General features: G+C 49.5%; 11 protein-coding genes. 9 read left to right on the top strand and 2 right to left on the bottom strand.

Going from position 1 to position 15004, the window contains the following annotated elements:
* Positions 1 to 104 precede the first annotated feature (104 nt).
* Genes DWX62_RS18750 through DWX62_RS18740 form a run of 3 tightly spaced genes read left to right on the top strand, consistent with a single transcriptional unit; the run spans position 105 to position 3898 of the window.
* Entirely contained in the window at positions 105 to 1484 is a 1380-nt protein-coding gene (locus tag DWX62_RS18750; protein WP_009037291.1) for an SGNH/GDSL hydrolase family protein, read from the top strand.
* Positions 1468 to 2403: an SGNH/GDSL hydrolase family protein gene (locus DWX62_RS18745; protein ID WP_229126681.1), complete on the top strand. Its 936-nt coding sequence runs from the start codon at positions 1468 to 1470 to the stop codon at positions 2401 to 2403. Before DWX62_RS18750 ends, DWX62_RS18745 begins: the two co-directional genes overlap by 17 nt.
* Positions 2390 to 3898 carry an MBOAT family protein gene (locus tag DWX62_RS18740; RefSeq protein ID WP_057098260.1) on the top strand — a complete coding sequence of 503 codons (1509 nt, stop codon included), beginning with the start codon at positions 2390 to 2392 and terminating at the stop codon, positions 3896 to 3898. Before DWX62_RS18745 ends, DWX62_RS18740 begins: the two co-directional genes overlap by 14 nt.
* On the opposite strand, the gene DWX62_RS18735 is transcribed toward DWX62_RS18740, so the two are convergent.
* Together DWX62_RS18735 and DWX62_RS18730 are read right to left on the bottom strand one after the other, a co-directional pair.
* On the bottom strand, positions 3899 to 5566 hold the full coding sequence (locus tag DWX62_RS18735) for a beta-N-acetylhexosaminidase (RefSeq protein WP_005833489.1): 1668 nt from the start codon (positions 5564 to 5566) through the stop codon (positions 3899 to 3901). It abuts the gene before it with no gap.
* 90 nt (positions 5567 to 5656) lie between these two features.
* Positions 5657 to 6493 (bottom strand): helix-turn-helix domain-containing protein, encoded by an 837-nt coding sequence (locus DWX62_RS18730; protein WP_035450363.1) that lies wholly within the window; start codon positions 6491 to 6493, stop codon positions 5657 to 5659.
* Between the two features lie 209 nt (positions 6494 to 6702).
* Between DWX62_RS18730 and DWX62_RS18725 the strand changes: the two genes are divergently transcribed.
* From DWX62_RS18725 to DWX62_RS22055, 6 genes are all read left to right on the top strand, one after another.
* Positions 6703 to 7800: an efflux RND transporter periplasmic adaptor subunit gene (locus DWX62_RS18725; RefSeq protein WP_229034756.1), complete on the top strand. Its 1098-nt coding sequence runs from the start codon at positions 6703 to 6705 to the stop codon at positions 7798 to 7800.
* Positions 7801 to 7820: 20 nt separating this feature from the next.
* Positions 7821 to 11012 carry an efflux RND transporter permease subunit gene (locus DWX62_RS18720; RefSeq protein WP_118264276.1) on the top strand — a complete coding sequence of 1064 codons (3192 nt, stop codon included), beginning with the start codon at positions 7821 to 7823 and terminating at the stop codon, positions 11010 to 11012.
* 31 nt (positions 11013 to 11043) lie between these two features.
* Complete coding sequence (locus tag DWX62_RS18715) at positions 11044 to 12444, top strand: TolC family protein (RefSeq protein ID WP_035450360.1); 1401 nt, start codon at positions 11044 to 11046, stop codon at positions 12442 to 12444.
* A gap of 186 nt (positions 12445 to 12630) precedes the next feature.
* Positions 12631 to 13350 carry an SGNH/GDSL hydrolase family protein gene (locus tag DWX62_RS18710; protein ID WP_005825612.1) on the top strand — a complete coding sequence of 240 codons (720 nt, stop codon included), beginning with the start codon at positions 12631 to 12633 and terminating at the stop codon, positions 13348 to 13350.
* Positions 13351 to 13594: 244 nt separating this feature from the next.
* A complete protein-coding gene (locus DWX62_RS18700) occupies positions 13595 to 14203 on the top strand; it encodes an HU family DNA-binding protein (RefSeq protein ID WP_005825608.1) in 609 nt (202 codons plus the stop codon).
* 297 nt (positions 14204 to 14500) lie between these two features.
* Positions 14501 to 14767, top strand: coding sequence for a hypothetical protein (locus DWX62_RS22055; protein ID WP_165859027.1), 267 nt, complete (start codon positions 14501 to 14503; stop codon positions 14765 to 14767).
* The last annotated feature ends 237 nt before the right edge of the window (positions 14768 to 15004 follow it).

The raw sequence follows: 15004 nt of genomic DNA, 5'->3' as shown, positions 1-15004 counted from the left end.
AACCGTTATCCCCGGAGAAAAAATCTTGTTTCTTTGGGGATAATTCTTTTTTGTCCGGAGAGATTTTTTCAACCTATATCTATATCTTTGCGGCCACATTAGGTATGGAAAAGAATTCATTGAAATATACGGGTCTGTTGGCGTTTATCGTATGGGGTGCATTGTTGCTGATGCATCTGTTGCCAAGTATTACGATGGGTGGCCGTGTGCTGAGGCGTGTGGATATCTTGGGGGACGTGCGTCGTCCTTCCAAGCCGGTGAGTGAGCCGGACAGCCTGCTGCCTCCGCCCCCGAAGGTGAAGCCCGCCTTTGTGGACACCTGCCGTGCGGGCATGACGTGCATTGAAGATTACAGCGATTCTACCATGCGTGGCATGACGCGGTTCTATCAGGCGCTCGACGAGCTTGCCAAAGCACCCCGTCCGGTTCGTATCGCCTACTTCGGCGACTCCTTTATCGAAGCGGATATTCTGACGGCTGATTTACGCGAGATGCTTCAGCAGAAATATGGCGGTTGCGGAGTAGGTTTTGTCACCATTACGTCCATGACCAGTGGCTTCCGTCCTACAGTGCGTCATTCCTTCAGCGGATGGCAGAGTCATTCTGTCATGGACTCCGTGTTCTTTGACCGTAGCAAGCTGGGAGTCTCCGGACATTACTTTATTCCGAATACCGGTGCTTATGTGGAACTGCGGGGGCAGAAGAACTATGCCTCCCGTCTGGATACTTGCCAGCGTGCCAGTATTTTTTTCTATAACCGTGGCACAACCACCCTTTCTGTCCGCGTCAATCGTGGCGAAGCAACTACCGAGACTTTTGAGCCGATTGATGATTTGCAGGAGATGACGGTAGAGGGAAATATCGGTTCTGTCCGTTGGACGGTGGAAAGTGCGGACTCCACCTTGTTTTATGGCCTTGCCATGGACGGTACTTCCGGCATTGTGCTGGATAACTTCTCACTGCGTGGCAGCTCCGGCCTCTCCCTCCGTTCTGTTCCCGTGTGGATGATGCGCGAGTTCAACGAGCAGCGACCCTACGACCTGATAATCCTGCAATACGGCTTGAATGTGGCCACCGAGCGCGGACGCAATTACGATAGGTACATTGCAGGTATGCAGACAACGGTGGAACATCTCAAGGAAGCCTTTCCGCAAGCTGCCATCCTTGTGGTCAGCGTGGGCGACCGTGACTATAAGACCGAAGAAGGGGAGCTGCGTACCATGCCCGGTATCAAGAATCTGGTTCGTTATCAACAGAATTTGGCGGCGGATGAGGCTGTCGCTTTCTGGAACATGTTCGAGGCTATGGGTGGGGAAGGCAGTATGGCAGAGATGGTGCATGCCAAGCCGTCACTGGCCAATTATGATTATACGCACATCAACTTCCGTGGTGGAAAGTATCTTGCGGGATTGCTTTATGAGTCTTTGATTTATGGTAAGGAACAGTATGACAGAAGGAGGGCCTACTATGAAGAGGAGCCATAAGGAGGATTCACGATTGTACGATTTACGATGTACGATTTGCTGCGCGGTGCTGGTGCTGATTGCGGCGATAGGGCCGCTCCATGCACAAGATGTATTGCCGGGCAGCCTTTCGTGTCATGTCGGCGGAACGGATTGTGATACTCTCTGCCTCTATTCCCAACGTACGGATACGGTGTCTGTCCCTTTGATAACTTTTCCCGCCGCATTCCGGCAAATGAAGGAGAATGTACTTACCGACAGTCTGGGTATTCTTAATCCTTTCTGGGAGAAGTTGCGTCTGTCTCGGCTGGGCGCTTCCGCTGATACGCTTCGCATCGTACATGTGGGCGACAGCCATATACGCGGCCATATCTTCCCCCGTACCACCGGTGCGTTGATGCAGGACACTTTCGGGGCAGTCTCTTATACCGATGTAGGTATCAACGGTGCATTTTGTACTACTTTCACCCGTCTGGACCGTATTGCTGATATTGCGGCTCTGCATCCCGACCTGCTTATTCTTTCCTTCGGGACGAACGAAAGCCATAACCGCCGTTACAATACAATGCTGCACTATCGCCAGATGGACGACCTTGTACGCATGCTTCGCGAGAAACTGCCGAATGTACCGATGTTGATGACCACTCCTCCGGGCTCTTACGAGAGTTTCCGGCAGCGTCGCCGTCGTCGGACCTATAAGATTAATCCGCGTACTGCCGTTGCCGTGCAGACCATCCGCCGCTATGCCGATGAAAACGGATTGGCGGTATGGGACATGTACGAAATACTTGGCGGTACCCACCGTGCCTGCCTCAACTGGCAGGAAGCCGGATTGATGCGTCCGGACCATGTACACTATTTGCCGGACGGTTACCGCCTGCAAGGCGAGCTGTTCTACCAGGCCTTGTTAAAAGCTTATAACGATTATGTGGAATATTGACGAATTTTTATCCGGATTGAATATAGACTTGGACCGTTTGCGCGATGTCTTCACTTATGACCCGCAAGCCCCGATGATATTCAGCAGTGGTATTTTCCTCTGGCTGTTTGTCGCTTTTATATTGGTTTATCTGTTGTTGCAACGCCGGACGACGGCGCGTTTGCTGTTTGTCACCTTGTTTTCCTATTACTTCTATTATAAAAGTAGTGGCACTTATTTCTTCCTGCTTGGACTGGTGACGGTCTGTGACTTTTTCATTGCACGCTTGATGGCACGCGAGGCTATTCCCTGGCTACGTAAGGCATGGGTTGTGTTGAGTCTGTTCATCAATTTGGGATTGTTGTGTTACTTCAAGTACACCAATTTTCTGGGCGAAACTTTTGCCTCGCTGACGGGAGGCACGTTCACGACAATGGATATTTTCCTTCCGGTGGGCATCTCTTTTTTCACTTTTCAGTCGTTGAGCTATACGATAGATGTGTACCGTCGCCAGATAACGCCTCTGACCAGTTTGTTGGATTATGCTTTTTATGTTTCTTTCTTTCCCCAGTTGGTGGCGGGTCCTATTGTACGTGCCCGTGATTTCATTCCGCAAATCCGCCGCCCGCTGTTTGTCTCCAATGAGATGTTCGGACGTGGAATCTTCCTCATCGTGAGTGGGCTCTTCAAGAAAGCGGTTATATCGGACTATATCAGCGTTAACTTTGTAGAGCGTATTTTTGATAATCCTACTCTTTATTCGGGGGTGGAGAATCTGATGGGTGTTTATGGCTATGCCTTGCAGATTTATTGCGACTTCTCCGGTTACAGTGATATGGCTATCGGCATTGCCTTGTTGCTGGGCTTCCATTTCAATATCAATTTCGATTCCCCTTATAAGTCCGCTTCCATTACGGAATTTTGGAGGCGGTGGCATATTTCGCTTTCCAGCTGGTTGCGCGATTACCTTTATATTTCTTTGGGAGGCAACCGGAAGGGGAAAATCCGCCAATATGCCAATCTCATCATTACCATGTTCCTGGGCGGCTTGTGGCATGGCGCTTCGTGGAATTTTGTACTTTGGGGAATGATGCATGGCGTTGCGCTTGCAGCCCATAAGTTCTGGATGACGCTTACCGGGCGTAAGAAGGGGACGGAGAGCCATGGCATCCACCGCTTCTTCGGAGTGCTTGTCACTTTCCATTTTGTTTGTTTCTGCTGGATATTCTTCCGTAATGCGGAGTTCTCCACATCAATGGATATGCTGAAGCAGATATTCACTACTTTCCGTCCGCAACTCTTCCCGCAGCTGGTAGAGGGTTATTGGGAAGTGTTTGCACTGATGGCATTGGGCTATCTGCTGCATTTTGTGCCCGACAGTTGGGAACGTGCTTGCACAAAAACAGTAATCCGCCTCCCCTTGTTGGGAAAGGCGGTACTGATGCTTGCTGTAATCTATCTGGTCATTCAGATGAAAAGTTCGGAGATACAGCCGTTTATCTATTTCCAGTTCTGATTACTTCTTCTCGGTCGCTGTGGAGTCTGCCTGCTGTCGGAAGGGTTCCCGGTAGTTGAGCCCGTCTCTCCGGTAGAGGCCGATGAGTCCGGCCAGTCGGGTAGTGAAGTTTGTATAATCTTTCTTTTCCAGTTGTGTCCATTGTACTTCGGCAAGGGCGGCCATACGGGGGAGAACCATATACTCTACCTGTTCGCTGGTCGGGATGTATTCTGTCCAAAGGTTGGCTTGTGTGCCGAGTATGTGCTTAGCTTGTTCTTCGGTCAGTGAGGCGGTAGGATTCAGACTGTATACTTTCTCCAATGGGACAAAGCCTCCGATGGCAAATGGTTCGTGCCGGGTATCCTCACTTTGGTAATAATCAAAGTAGCAATAGTCATTGGGTGTCATTATCACGTCGTGTCCCAGTTGGGCCGCCTTGATTCCTCCTGCCGAGCCACGCCATGACATAACAGTTGCGTTGGGGGCGACGTCGCCTTCCAGAATCTCATCCCAGCCGATAATCTGGCGTCCTTTACTATTGAGGAGCTTTTCGATACGTGTCATACAATAGCTCTGCAGACGGTCTTCGGCAGTATGGTTCTTGTCGGCTTTCAATTTTTCGGTTCTGATACGTGCCTGGCATTTGGGACACTTTTCCCAACGGGTGCGGGGAGCTTCGTCACCGCCGATGTGGATGTATTTGGAAGGGAATATGTCAATGATTTCGGCCATGACATCTTCGAGGAACTGCATGGACTTTTCGTTGCCGATGCACAGCACATCTTCGAATACGCCCCAACGTGGGCACACTTCATACGGTCCACCGGTACATCCCATTTCGGGATAGGCGGCCAGTGCGGCAAGCATGTGTCCGGGCAGGTCTACTTCGGGGATGACCGTGATATAGCGCTCCCCGGCATATTTTACGATTTCTTTGGCTTGCTCCTGCGTATAGAAACCGCCATACCGGGTGTTGTCATACTCTTCGGTGTTCCGGCCGATAACGGTACGGTCGCGCCAGGCGCCAATTTCCGTCAGCTTGGGATACTTCTTTATTTCTATTCTCCAGCCTTGGTCTTCGGTGAGGTGCCAGTGGAAGGTATTCATATTGTGAAGTGCCAGCAAGTCTATGTATTTTTTTACGAACTCAATGGGAAAGAAGTGGCGGCCCACATCGAGGTGCATGCCCCGGTAGCTGAAGCGGGGTTCATCCTGGATGCTGCCGGCAGGCAATAGGATAGAGGTGGCTTTGGTTTCGGCGGGGATTGATTTACGCAGGGTTTGTATACCGTAGAACACCCCGTTCTCGGTCTGTCCGTTTAGGGTCACCCGGTCGGCTTTGACGGTCAGCACATAGCCTTCCCGGTTGCCGATGGCCGGATCCAGTCCCAATGTGATGGCGCCTTTGGGCGCTTCGCTCCCCGGGGCAAGGGCTTCTGTCTGGAGGGTGTGGCCGGTGGACTGGCTGATGTATTCGGCCAAAAACTCGGCATTGCGTTTCAAAAGTTCATTGTGTTCGGGGTAGGCGATGATGGTACCGTCATTCAGGTTGAAGGGGGATTCCTGACTCAAGGCAACCTCCTGGGGCAGGGGAATGACTTGATAGTTGGCTGTTGTTTCTACTCCGCATGAAGAGCAGGCCAGGATGAGAGTGCCTGCAAGGAGCATGTGTGTAAGTTTTCTCATGGTATTGAACTGATTAAATTAGTGTCTGACAAATATACTAAAAAAATACTAAAGAGGCAGAGGAGAAGGGGATAAATGCATGCTCATACCTCAGTTCTTTTTTGCTCTATACTCCTTGGGTGACATTCCCGTGTGTTTCTTGAAATATCGTCCGAAGAAAGACTGGTCGGGAAAACGATATTTGTCGGCAATCTCTTTCAGTGACATGCCGGTGGATTGCAACGCCATTTTCAGTTCCAATATCAGGTTTTCGTCAATGATTTCTTTGGCAGAATTTTCCGCCACTTGTTTGGTGATGGCAGATAGGTAGCGGGTCGAAATGCAGAGTTGGTCAGCATAAAAAACGACATCCCGCTGGGTAGCACAGTACGTATGTACCAGATTTATAAACTTTTTGAACAATTCTTCTTTCCGGTTACTGCCATTGATTTGCTCTTCCGTAAAGTAACGTTGAACCTTGTCGTAGGTGTCGAGAAAGAAAATTTGCAGCAGGTTTTGTGCAATGGCTTCGCGATACAGATTTTCAGAATCGCGGTAGATGGCATTGCTTGCCGTGATGAGTCCCGTGATAGCACGAACCGGTTCGTCTTCGGTATGCGTATAGCATGCATTCTCCTTTATAAAATGTATGAAGGGCGGCTCTAAACGGAAGCATGCCGTCTTGAACATTGTCTCGGAATAGGCAAAGAAGTCCACCAGGAAATCTTTACTCGCACTTGTCAGTGAAATAATGGAACTTGGAAGCAGCGTAATGTGCGTATTGGGTACAATATGATATTTTCTTAAATCTATTGTGATAATTGCTTCTCCACGGGTGCAGAACATCAGTGCTCCATTGTTCATTTTCAGAAGACGTTCCCGGAAGAATTCCAGGTTGTCTGTTCCGGCTCTGAACGTTTCTTGTTTGGTAGTCAGTAATGGGTTCATATTTTAGATTGTTTATGATTTGCGGTCACAAAGGTACGAGTTCTTTTTGGATTGTTAAATGGCATGTTCCGAAAATGAACAGTCGTGTACCTCCAATGAAACAAAAGGTTGTTCAAAAACGGCATACCTTTGCTGCCGGCTTAAAAAATAAAAGATAAAGCCGGCGTATTATTTTTTTTAAGATAAAGAGTATGAAAACAAAAAAGAGTATGATGAAACAGATGATGACCGTCATCTGTTGTGCAACACTGGCAGCCTGCGGCAGCGCGCCTGCCGTGCAACCCCAGTCGGAATATCAGGTGATGACTATTTCGACTACCGACAGAGAACTGCAGACAATCTATTCCGCAGCCATCCGCGGACGGCAGGACATTGACATCTATCCGCAGGTGTCCGGTACACTCACCAAACTTTGTGTGGAGGAAGGACAGACCGTGCGTCGGGGGCAAGTCTTGTTTATTATCGACCAGGTGCCCTATCTGGCAGCCTTGCGCACAGCAGAAGCCAATGTGGAAGCTGCCCGTGCCGGCGTGGCCACTTCGCAACTGACATATGACAGCAAGAAGGAGCTTTATGCCCAGAAGGTGATTTCCGAGTTTGACTTAAAGACTTCCTACAACAGCCTGCTGACAGCGAAAGCCCAGTTGGCCCAAGCCGAGGCGCAGCAGGTGAATGCCGCCAATAACCTCTCTTATACAGAAGTGAAGAGTCCGGCAGATGGAATGGTAGGTACGCTCCCTTATAGGGTGGGGACGTTGGTCAGCGCCAGTTTGCCCAAACCACTGACGACCGTATCCGATAATTCTAATATGTATGTCTATTTCTCCATGACAGAGAATCAGTTGCTTGACCTCACCCGCCGCTACGGCTCCAAGGATAAGGCGCTGGCAGAGATGGACTCTATCGAATTACAGCTCAATGACCGTTCTGTCTATCCGCAAGAAGGTAAGATAGAAACTATCAGTGGTGTAATTGATACCTCTACGGGTACAGTCAGTCTGCGTGCCGTGTTCCCCAATAAAGAGGGATTGCTGACCAGTGGCGGTTCGGGCAACGTCATCATCCCGGTACGGAAAGAGAACTGCATCGTTGTTCCCCAGAGTGCCACTTACGAAGTGCAGGACAAGGTCTATGTATATAAGGTAGTTGACGGCAAGGCGCAATCAGTTCCCGTGCAAGTGACCCGTGTGAACGGAGGTCAGGAATATATCGTAGAGAGCGGCTTGAAAGTGGGGGACACAATTGTGGCCGAAGGTGTGGGTTTGCTGCGTGAAGGTACCTCCGTCCAACCCAAAACGAATGAATGATAATTTTTAACCGATAGAATATGAACCTCAGAACTTTTATAGAACGCCCCGTTTTTTCGGCAGTCATCTCCATTACGATTGTCATTCTGGGCATCATCGGATTGTTCACCTTGCCCGTTGAACAATATCCCGACATTGCACCGCCCACCATCATGGTGAGCACCACTTACTATGGTGCCAGTGCGGAAACCCTTCAGAAAAGTGTTATCGCTCCGTTGGAAGAGGCCATCAACGGTGTGGAGGACATGACTTACATGACTTCTACCGCCAGCAATGCAGGGTCGGTTTCCATTACTGTTTACTTCAAGCAGGGTACAGACCCGGACATGGCGGCGGTCAATGTGCAGAACCGTGTGTCCAAAGCCACGGGGCAGCTTCCTGCCGAAGTAACCCAGGTGGGTGTCACCACCAGCAAGCGGCAGACCAGTATCTTGCAGATGTTCTCTTTATATAGCCCTGATGACAGCTATGACGAAAACTTTCTTGCCAACTATATCAGTATCAACCTGAAGCCGCAGATTCTCCGTATCTCCGGTGTGGGCGATATGATGATTATGGGTGGTGACTACAGCATGCGTATCTGGATGAAACCGGATGTCATGGCGCAGTACAAGCTGATACCTTCGGATGTGACGGCTGTGCTGGCAGAGCAGAATATCGAATCGGCCACCGGGTCGTTCGGTGAGAACTCGGATGAGACGTATCAATATACCATGAAATATACGGGACGCCTCATTACTCCTGAGGAGTTCGGCGACATCGTCATCCGTTCTACCGAAGACGGCGAGGTGCTGAAACTGAAGGACATCGCCGATATAGAGCTGGGTAAGGACAGTTATGCCTACAAAGGTACCATGGATGGACATCCCGGTATCTCCTGCATGGTGTTCCAGACCGCGGGGTCCAATGCCACGGAAGTGAACCGGCAGATTGACCGGCTCCTTGAAGAAGCACGCAAGGACTTGCCGAAAGGCGTGGAGCTTACCCAGATGATGTCCAGTAACGACTTCCTTTTCGCCTCTATCCACGAAGTGGTGAAAACGCTGATTGAGGCTATTATCCTGGTTATCCTGGTGGTTTATGTCTTTTTGCAAGACATCCGCTCTACGCTGATTCCGCTGGTAGGTGTCGTTGTTTCACTGATTGGTACGTTTGCTTTCATGTCCGTTGCCGGATTCAGTATCAACCTGATTACGCTGTTTGCGCTGGTATTGGTGATTGGTACGGTGGTGGATGACGCCATTGTCGTGGTGGAGGCGGTGCAGGCACGGTTCGATGTGGGCTATAAGTCCTCCTACATGGCAAGTATTGATGCGATGAAGGGCATCAGCAATGCGGTTATCACTTCTTCACTGGTGTTTATGGCGGTGTTTATTCCGGTATCATTCATGGGAGGGACTTCCGGTACGTTCTATACCCAGTTTGGGCTGACGATGGCGGTGGCCGTTGGCATTTCGGCGATTAATGCGCTGACACTCAGTCCCGCACTTTGTGCCTTGCTGCTGAAACCTTATATCAATGAGGATGGGACGGAGAAGAATAATTTTGCTTCGCGCTTCCGCAAGGCATTCAACACGGCTTTCGAGGCGGTGGTCGAGAAGTATAAGAAGATAGTGCTGCTGTTCATCAAGCGCCGCTGGCTGGGATGGTCGTTGCTGGCACTTTCGGTAGTGCTGCTGGTATTCCTGATGAATACCACCAAGACCGGACTGGTGCCCGACGAGGACCAAGGAACGTTGTTTGTCAACGTTAGCACCGCTCCGGGTAGCTCGCTCAAGACGACAAATGACATTATAGACCGCGTGGAGAAGCGTCTGGAAGACCTTCCTCAGAAATTGCACTTGCAGAAAGTTGCCGGTTACGGTCTGCTGTCCGGGCAGGGAAATTCTTTCGGTATGATTATCGTGAAGCTGAAACCTTGGGACGAGCGTACGGCAAAGGAAGACCAGGTGCAGGCAGTCGTCAACCAGATATACGCTCGCACGGCGGATATTAAGGATGCTACAGTCTTTGCCATTGCTCCGGGTATGATTCCGGGCTATGGTATGGGTAATGCGCTGGACTTGAATGTGCAGGACAAGCAGGGAGGGGATATGAACACCTTCTTCCAGACCACCCAGCAGTATCTGGCGGCACTGAACCAGCGTCCGGAAATTTCGATGGCATACTCCACGTTCGATGTACGCTATCCGCAGTGGACCGTCGAGGTGGATGCTTCCAAGTGCAAACGTGCCGGGATTACTCCCGACCAGGTGTTGTCCACACTGTCGGGCTATTATGGCGGGCAATATGTCTCCAACTTCAACCGTTTCTCCAAAGTTTACAAGGTAATGATTCAGGCCGACCCGAAGTTCCGTTTGGATGAGGCTTCACTGAACAATGCCTTTGTGCGCATGTCCAACGGTGAGATGGCTCCGTTGAGCCAGTTCGTTACACTGACCCGTTCCTACGGTGCCGAGTCCTTGAGCCGCTTCAACATGTTCAACTCCATTGCCGTGAATGCCATGCCTGCTGAGGGATACAGTACCGGTGACGCCATCCGTGCCGTACAAGAAACGGCGGAGATAGCCTTGCCGAAGGGATATGGCTATGACTTTGGTGGCATCACCCGCGAGGAAAGCCAGCAGAGTGGTACTACAGTCATCATCTTCGGTATCTGTATCTTGATGATTTACTTGATTCTGAGTGCGCTTTACGAGAGCTTTCTGATTCCGTTTGCCGTTATCCTGGCCGTTCCTGCGGGCCTGATGGGGTCGTTCCTTTTTGCCAGGATAGCCGGGTTGGAGAATAATATCTATTTGCAGACGGGACTTATCATGCTGATAGGTCTGTTGGCAAAGACCGCTATTCTGTTGACGGAGTATGCCGCCGAGCGCCGTAAAGCGGGAATGGGGCTGATTGCTTCTGCCGTCAGTGCGGCAAAGGCGCGTTTCCGTCCCATCCTGATGACGGTACTGACGATGATTTTCGGCCTTTTCCCCTTGGTGGTTGCCACGGGTGTCGGAGCCAACGGTAACCGTTCATTGGGTACGGGTGTTGTCGGTGGTATGTTCATCGGCACATTGGCGCTGCTGTTCATTGTTCCTGTCTTGTTCATCAGTTTCCAGTGGTTGCAGGAGCGGCTTCGTCCTGCCCAATCCGTCCCGACGAGCGACTGGCAGATTGAGGAAGAGATGAAAGTAAGCCGGAAGGAGATAGAAGAATCACATTAGTACATTATCGCGTAACTAACATAAAAAAATAATGAAGAAACAATTCATATTATTAGCTGTCGTCGGCTTGGTACTGACCAGTTGCGGCATCTATACCAAATACCAGCGCCCGGAGGACATCACGACCGATGGACTTTATGGACACGATTTGGATGGGCAAAGTCTGGATAGCCTGAGTCTGTTTGCGGCATCGGACACTGCCTCCATCGCTTCCCTTTCCTGGCGCGAGCTTTTTACGGACCCGCAATTACAGTCGCTTATCGAGCAAGCCTTGCAAGGCAACACCGACCTGCTTTCCGCCCGGCAACGTATCAAGGAGGCGGAAGCCACGCTGATGTCGGCCAAACTTTCGTACCTGCCTTCGTTTATGCTCACTCCGCAGGGTGGCGTCAGCAGTTTCGACAATTCCAAAGGCTCGTGGACCTATTCCGGCATTGCCTCGGCAAGTTGGGAAGTCGATATTTTTGGTAAGTTGACCAATGCCAAACGCCGTTCCAAAGCGCTCTACCTTCAAAGCTTGGAGTACGAACAAGCCGTTAACACTTCGCTGATAGCTAATGTGGCCAATTTGTACTACACCTTGCTGATACTCGACGAGCAATACCGCATTTCCGAAGAAACAGCCGCCAGTTGGCGCGAAAGTGTACGCACCATGCGAGCCATGATGGCTGCAGGTATGACGAACGAGGCGAGTGTCTCGCAATCCGAAGCCAACTGTCGTCAGGTAGAAGCTTCGCTGCTCGACCTCCGGCAGCAGGTAAAGGAAGTGGAGAACAGTCTCTCCATTCTGTTGGGCGATGTTCCGGGCACCATTGAGCGTGGCCGGTTGGCGGGGCAGGAGTTCCCGCAGGAACTTGCGGTGGGCGTACCTCTGCAACTGCTTTCCCGCCGTCCCGATGTGAAAAGTGCCGAACTCTCGCTGGCATCCGCTTTCTACAGCACCAATGCCGCCCGTTCTGCTTTCTACCCCTCCATCACCCTGAGCGGTACAGCTGGCTGGACCAACTCGGCAGGAAGCATGATTGTCAATCCAGGAAAACTACTCTTCTCTGCCATCGGCTCGCTGACACAACCCTTGTTCAACAAAGGGCTGAACGTGGCACAGCTCAAGATAGCCAAAGCACAGCAGGAAGAAGCCAGGCTCGCTTTTCAGCAAGCTTTGCTCAATGCCGGTAGCGAAGTGAACAATGCTCTGACCCAAGTGCAGGTAGCCCGTGGAAAGACGGAGCTCCGCGCAAGGCAGATAACTTCACTGGAAACTACCGTCTGCAGCACCCGGTTATTGATGCAATACGGCACTTCCACCTATTTGGAAGTGCTCACTGCCCAGCAGGGGCTACTCTCTGCCCAACTGACACAGGTAGCCGACCGCTTTGATGAAATACAAGGTATCATCAACCTCTATCAAGCCCTCGGTGGAGGGCGGGAGTAAAATATACTCTTTCTCATCTTCATTCTCTCGCCCCTCTATCAATCCGGCATTTCCTTTTTTTGTGGGAATCCGATGGTAGAGGGGCTTTCATATAAGCGGGCTATGGCAAAAAAACTACGGTTTCTTGCCGTCAAACCGGGACAAACTTTATAACTTTGCGGCATACGACATAAAAATCTATCTATTATGAACTGCAAATCCTTGTTTTTTCTGGTTGTTTTTTCCCTGACCCTTATATCAGGGGTGTTTGCTCAAAAGAAAGTTTCTATTCTTGGCGATTCCTATTCCACTTTTTACGGTCATGTCTCTCCTGCCGCCAATCTCTGCTGGTATGGAGTTCCCGGCGAAAAGAAAGAGAATGATGTGACAAAGGTGGAGGAAACCTGGTGGTACCGTTTCATCCATGAGCACGGCTTTCAGTTGGAACGCAACAATTCCTATTCCGGCTCTACCGTCTGTCATACCGGTTACGAGAAAGCTGATTACTCCGACCGTTCTTTTATCACCCGTATTCACAACCTCGGCACCCCCGACATAATCCTTGTTTTTGGCGGTACCAATGACAGTTGGGCAGGTGCTCCCATTGGCGCATACCAATATGATGGCTGGACGAAAGCCGATTTGTATAGCTTCCGTCCTGCCTTTTGCTATCTGCTTGCATCTCTCAAGCAGCTCTATCCTGCGGCCAGGATTTATAATATTACCAATTCTGAATTATCCGAAGAGGTAACTGATTCCATGGATGAAATTTGCCGGCACTATGGCATCGAGAATATTCGTTTGCACGACATTGATAAACAATGGGGGCATCCTTCTGTGCAAGGAATGCAGAGTATCGATGCTCAGGTTTGGGAGTCTGTCTCCCCGATATTGGAGGCTTCTGTTTCTTTGCCTGCCAAGAACTAAGGACAGACTCATTGGGAGTTATCCTTTTCTATCCTAAATGCTAATCTTTCCACTGCCGTATTCTTTTCTTTCCACAGCTGTGGAAAGAAAAGAATACGGCAGTGGAAAGAAAGTAAAATCCTTGTGGCAAGAAAAATAATTAGTACCTTTACTGCCAGCTTCTGCCGATTTCGAGAACATTTCTTCCCCAAGTTTGCTGCAAGTTTCCCTCAATTCTCTATAAACCATTAATTTAAATTATTTTATGAGTGCTTATTATGACCTTTATGAAACGCCTGTCCCCGAAGGCGAGGAACCGAAGTCGCTGCATGCCCGTGTCTGTTCCAAGGGAACCATTTCTGGTAAAGAGTTCATGGAACGGGTTTTTCGTGAAGAACATATGCCCCACGCCATGGTTGTGGGTATTGTGCAAGCCATCACCACTACGCTTGGAGACTGGCTGGCAAAGGGCTATACGGTGGAGATAGAGGGACTTGGCTTCTTCAGCACCACGCTGAAGTGTACCCATCCGGTGATGAATAAGAAAGAAGTACGTGCGGAGTCGGTCAAGATGTCCACGGTGAAATTCCGTCCCGGCATCGAATTCAAACGTTATGTGGCAGGTAAGATGGAGTTGGAACGTGCGGATAAACGCTTTTTCCCGGATAAACCGAAAGCAATGGGCGACATGGTTGCCCGTGAAAAAAGCATGATGGACTTTCTGGAAGCTAATGTCTGTATTACTCGTGCAGAATATTCCCGCCTTGTCCATGTCACCGCCCGCCGGGCTTCGAGGGATTTGCAGACATTTATCGATTCCGGCGTGATTCGCAAGCGTGGTGCCGGCCGTTCAGTGGTCTATGTCAAGGGGTGAACTTAGTATATTCCGATGCGCGCGCGTATATATATAATGTGTCCCTTTCCTTCCTGCCTTTCTTTCCCTTTAAAAAATATGCTTTAAAACATATCTATCAATCAGCTAGTTATGAAAAAGTTCACGTAAACCCTCAAAAAAAGCTTGTATATATTTTGCAGATGTCCGTAAAAGCCCTAGTTTTGCATCCGCTTTCGGGAACGAAGGCGGCGATGTTTTGACATTCTGACAGTAAAACGGAGCGGTAAGCTTCCATTTTTCTCTTCTTTGCCATAGGTTTCCTTCGGAACTTCGGCCTTGGAAAAGAAAAATGAAAAAAAAACTTCCGAAACATTTGGAAGTTATGCTTTAAAGTCCTTACCTTTGCACCCGCTTTTGAAAACGAAAGCAGCGCGAGTTGACATTCTTTTTAAAGAAACGGTGCCTGGTCCTTCTTCCTTTTTCTTTTTGCCTCCCTTTCGACAAGAGAGACGACGAGGAAAGAGAAAAAAGAAAAATAAAAAAACTTCCGAAAATATTTGGAAGATATGCTTTAAAGTTCTTACCTTTGCATCCGCTTTCTGAAAAGAACAGCAATCGTGAAACGAGCGATCTTTGAACAGATTTACATAAACAATACAAGTAGTACAAGAGCAGGTGCTTCGCAAATTAATAATTGGAAACTAATAATTAAGGCGCGTCGTACCTGGGTAAAACAAAAGAACCGTCAATACTTATTCTATATAGATAGGTAAAGATAAACTTTTGAATTCGAGCGTCCTGAACAGATAATTAAGCTGTCGCACTTTAATTTTTAATTTG

The sequence above is a fragment of the Bacteroides sp. AF20-13LB genome (assembly GCF_003603065.1).
Taxonomy (GTDB): Bacteria; Bacteroidota; Bacteroidia; order Bacteroidales; family Bacteroidaceae; genus Bacteroides; species Bacteroides uniformis.
This window is presented reverse-complemented; position numbering and strand designations above follow the sequence as displayed.

What these genes read in the sequence shown, in the direction of transcription:
- DWX62_RS18720 (WP_118264276.1), top strand. Translation starts at nt 7,821, where the DNA reads ATGAACCTCAGAACTTTTATAGAACGCCCCGTTTTTTCGGCAGTCATC.
- DWX62_RS18750 (WP_009037291.1), top strand. Translation starts at nt 105, where the DNA reads ATGGAAAAGAATTCATTGAAATATACGGGTCTGTTGGCGTTTATCGTA.
- DWX62_RS18730 (WP_035450363.1), bottom strand. Translation starts at nt 6,493, where the DNA reads ATGAACCCATTACTGACTACCAAACAAGAAACGTTCAGAGCCGGAACA.
- DWX62_RS18725 (WP_229034756.1), top strand. Translation starts at nt 6,703, where the DNA reads ATGATGAAACAGATGATGACCGTCATCTGTTGTGCAACACTGGCAGCC.
- DWX62_RS18700 (WP_005825608.1), top strand. Translation starts at nt 13,595, where the DNA reads ATGAGTGCTTATTATGACCTTTATGAAACGCCTGTCCCCGAAGGCGAG.
- DWX62_RS18740 (WP_057098260.1), top strand. Translation starts at nt 2,390, where the DNA reads ATGTGGAATATTGACGAATTTTTATCCGGATTGAATATAGACTTGGAC.
- DWX62_RS18745 (WP_229126681.1), top strand. Translation starts at nt 1,468, where the DNA reads ATGAAGAGGAGCCATAAGGAGGATTCACGATTGTACGATTTACGATGT.
- DWX62_RS18735 (WP_005833489.1), bottom strand. Translation starts at nt 5,566, where the DNA reads ATGAGAAAACTTACACACATGCTCCTTGCAGGCACTCTCATCCTGGCC.
- DWX62_RS18710 (WP_005825612.1), top strand. Translation starts at nt 12,631, where the DNA reads ATGAACTGCAAATCCTTGTTTTTTCTGGTTGTTTTTTCCCTGACCCTT.
- DWX62_RS18715 (WP_035450360.1), top strand. Translation starts at nt 11,044, where the DNA reads ATGAAGAAACAATTCATATTATTAGCTGTCGTCGGCTTGGTACTGACC.